Origin of the sequence: Asaia sp. SF2.1, from assembly GCF_000505765.1 — a bacterium.
Lineage (GTDB): Bacteria > Pseudomonadota > Alphaproteobacteria > Acetobacterales > Acetobacteraceae > Asaia > Asaia bogorensis.
The window spans coordinates 122-3,336 of the sequence record NZ_AYXS01000006.1 but is presented as its reverse complement, the minus strand read 5'-3'; the positions used below and the strand labels follow the sequence as shown (position 1 = coordinate 3,336).

At 53.8% G+C, this 3,215-nt stretch carries 2 protein-coding genes and 1 pseudogene; all 3 read right to left on the bottom strand.

Annotation, left to right across the window (positions count from 1 at the left end):
• Positions 1-715: pseudogene (locus tag P792_RS39615) on the bottom strand (integrase core domain-containing protein); the annotation flags it as partial.
• A gap of 102 nt (positions 716-817) precedes the next feature.
• On the bottom strand, positions 818-1,567 hold the full coding sequence (locus P792_RS39610; RefSeq protein ID WP_369794203.1) for a S41 family peptidase: 750 nt from the start codon (positions 1,565-1,567) through the stop codon (positions 818-820).
• 763 nt (positions 1,568-2,330) lie between these two features.
• Positions 2,331-2,651, bottom strand: coding sequence for a HigA family addiction module antitoxin (locus tag P792_RS24595; protein ID WP_023977947.1), 321 nt, complete (start codon positions 2,649-2,651; stop codon positions 2,331-2,333).
• Positions 2,652-3,215: the final 564 nt, after the last annotated feature.

Here is a 3,215-nt window from a genome sequence, read left to right as displayed (position 1 = left end):
GCCATTAGGTCCGGGGTTAACCCCGGACCTAATGGCGTCGGCGTGTCTTGATACTCTTCGTCAGGCGTTCGTCCAGCCAGCGCCGAATGCGGCCGCTTCCCGTTGTAATGGCCGATCCATGCCGCAAGGCCTGTCCGCAGTTCCGATCCGGTCTCAAACGCATGCAGGTAAACGCATTCGTATTTGAGCGACCGCCAAAGGCGCTCGATAAAGACGTTGTCGAGCCACCGGCCGCGCCCGTCCAGGCTGATGCTGATCGGGCGTTTCTCCAGTGCTTCCGTAAACCGGGGCGTCGTGAATTGCGAGCCCTGATCCGTGTTGAAGATCTCCGGTGCGCCAGACCGGTTCAGCTGCAGAAGCGTGCACTGCCGCACCACGGAAAGCCGAGGCCGCTTCAAATCAATCATTTGTCGCCTCTGAGCAAGCCCAACCGCACAGAGGCATCCCGTAAAAAATCCCGTTCCACCAACAACTGACCAATTTTCGCGTGGAGTTTCTCCACGTCAGCCGGGCTGATTGTCGCCTCATGTGCCTGCTTGCAGGAGAAGGTCGCCGACATGCTCTCAATCGCCTGGCGCTTCCACTGGGCAATCATCGTCTGATGCACACCGTGCTTCGACGCTAGTCCTGCCGGCGTCTGCTTGCCCCGGATCGCCTCCAGCACGACACGAGACTTGAACTCACACGAATACCGTTTCCGCGTAGCCTTACCCATGAACCCGTCCTCTCTCAGGCCGGTCTATAGCTTATGCCCCTGTGCGAAAAACCGGGACCACCTCTTGTTGCAACTGCAGATCATCTCGAGACCTAACCAGCCCTATTTTCCCGCGTTCTGGCTTTCAGCTTGTAACCAATCTATCGCGACCGTTGGAAACGCTCTCGGATCGGCCGTGAGAATATCAGGTTGAAGGGGCCCCCTGTAGCGCGTTCCATGCCGATCAAGCTCAAAGCTGCTAGCCACAAGCAGCATGCCCCCGTCAGGAAGCATAAAGGTGCGATTAGCATTTGTCTGACCGTAGGTTGCCTGTCCAAAAAGACGAGTGTGTGGGCGTCCCTTGAATGCGATTGCCACGGCCTCCCCTGCACTGGCCGTCCCGTGACCGACGAGTACGGCCACTGGGATTTGCGATAGATCCGGTCCGGATGCAGTGTCTGTGAGAGGTTTACGGTCTACCGCTCGCCATGCCTCCGAGCGCCGACCTGTTCGGTCCTCAAAGTATCCCAACGTGTCTTTACCAAATAGGGGATACAGGGCTTGGAGCATCGGCCACATGTTACCCCCGTGGTCCTGGCGGAGATCGACTATCCATCCCGAGGCTGTTGGAACCCGAGCAAAAGCAACGTTCCCAGCTCTTGCATAAGCCTGCTGCGCCAACGAGGAAGCCGTTACCAAACCAGGCATTTTGATTATCCCTATTCGCGGACTGACTTCCTCCAAGGCTGGCACTTCAACTTCGTGATCCTCTCGCGCTCTTTTTTGTGAAGGCTCAAACACAAAGCTGTGTCCGTCGCGAAGATCTCCTAGAAGTCGTCTGATCTCGGCGTAGACGTCTGTAGACGAGCCCATTACAGCGACCTGCCGCAACGCGTTTGTCTGTTCCATCCAGTCGATCAGTTCGCTGTTTAGCGCAGCACCGTGTATCGCGTTAATCGCTGCGATCATTGTTTTTAATGGCATGGATGTGTCTGTCATATGTGCCGAGAAGGTCGCGCTGTCCAATCTGAACTCACAGGCATGGACTTCCCCGGTGCCCTCCAGAGTAATACCGTAAGACAGCATCGTCGCTGCTGATGGAATCACTAAAGCAATCTCCACAGGCTTGTTGCTTATGGGGCCTACGACCTGTGCTCTTCTGAAAAAAATCTGTCTATTGCCTTCGTGGACGGACAGCCATAGAGCTGCCTTTCCATGCTCGGTATCGGTTGTGAGGCTCGCACTCAGGCGGATTGCTCGGGCTTGGATACCATGTAATGGGAAGGAAGCCTCGATTGCACCGTATTGATCATCCTTGGCTGTCTTCGATTGCAGCGATAGAGCTCTTTTTTGATCGGTACACACAGGACCATACGACTGGTTGAACTGGCGTTGAGGGTCAAAAAGAGCCCAGTGCGCTGGATGTGCCCAAGCGAGTATTGGGGTAAGCGAAAACACGCTTAGTAGGAGACAGTTTCGAGCTTTCCTCATTGGTCATACTAAACCTAAGGGTTGAGGGGATTTATAACTCCAACGCGAAGTTTGCCAGCATTGAGCGGACTGCTTTAATGCCGGGTTGATCTTTCCAAGGGCGACGGCTGACTAGAAATACAGAACGGCCTTCAAGAGGGCGCTCTCATTGTTCTGTATCAGACCGGTTCGGAAGACAGAAATGCTGAATGCACAGATTTCTCGTATGCGTTCTGGCTTGGGCGAGGTCGAAGGTGCTCTGCATACGCATCAGCGTTTCGGATCGTATGTCAAAGACTTTCTCGAAGCGGCTTGCCATCTCCGCAGTTAGCCCACATCTTCCATTCAAAATGGCGCTAATCGCCTGGCGGGAGACGCCCAGATGCTCGGCGACAGTGTTGATCCTGATATTCTGGGGCTCAAAAAGCTCGGTTTTGATCCAGTCTCCGACGTGGACTGCTATCGAGCTATGCATTTTAAGCGCCATGGTAGTCCTCCAAAGCCATATCGCAGAGCAGCTCCCGCTCATTAAGACGAAAAGTAAGGCGCCAGTTCTTAATGACGGTCATGGACTAGGTGCCTGCCCGCTCTCCTACCGAAGGATGCAGGCCATAAATTGGAGGCACCGTGAACTTCTCTAGTGAACCTGCAACGTCGATGAAAGCGAGCATCTCTCGTAATCGGCTTACGTCGCCGACCAGCCCTTTGGCATTCCCCGTCTCAAAAAAGCGTCGGAGGCCTTTGTGGTTGATACTCTCGATCTCCATGCGTGTAAGGTAATACATTACATTAAAGATGATCGCTACGTTGAGCTCATGATCGGTTAGAGTGATAAGATCGACAATGTGAGAGAAAGGCTGTATCCCGCCATTTACCTACTTCCATTTTATTATATTATCAGAAGCAGGGGCGATGCGCAGAAAATTGCCACGAGAGAATTGGAAAGTTACCTCGAGAGCAACAAGTAGAACAGACTTGCGTATGCGATAACGGGTAAGTTGTCGTTGGGCCGCTGCCACAAGCTTTTCTAGTCGGGATCGAGAAGCGTGAA

Excerpts from the sequence above, each read along its gene's own strand:
- P792_RS39610 (WP_369794203.1), bottom strand. The coding sequence starts at position 1,567 with ATGGGCTCGTCTACAGACGTCTACGCCGAGATCAGACGACTTCTAGGA.
- P792_RS24595 (WP_023977947.1), bottom strand. The coding sequence starts at position 2,651 with ATGGCGCTTAAAATGCATAGCTCGATAGCAGTCCACGTCGGAGACTGG.